Genomic DNA, 245 nt, shown 5'->3' on the forward strand with positions numbered 1-245 from the left:
GTACGCAGACGGCTTCATGCGCCCGTCCTCATCAAATTCCTGGAAGGCCTTGGCCCCCGAGGACTGGTTCGGGATGGTGACCATGCGCATCCACCGGCCGAGTACGCGCAGCTGGTTTACCGCGTTGAAGCTCTGCGAGCCGCCGGACACCTGCATCACCGCCAAGGTTTTGCCCTGTGTTGGGCGCTTGGCGCCGTCGGCCAGAGGAAACCAGTCGATCTGCGCCTTCATGATTCCGGTCATGG

1 protein-coding gene is annotated in these 245 nt (G+C 62.9%); it reads right to left on the reverse strand.

The window, feature by feature from the left end; genetic code table 11:
* Positions 1–245 (reverse strand): NAD(P)H-dependent oxidoreductase (locus KVS69_RS20205; RefSeq protein WP_217540057.1); only part of this gene is annotated, 245 nt, incomplete at both ends.

The sequence above is a fragment of the Stenotrophomonas sp. GbtcB23 genome (assembly GCF_019091045.1).
In the GTDB taxonomy this organism is placed as follows: Bacteria; Pseudomonadota; Gammaproteobacteria; order Xanthomonadales; family Xanthomonadaceae; genus Stenotrophomonas; species Stenotrophomonas rhizophila_A.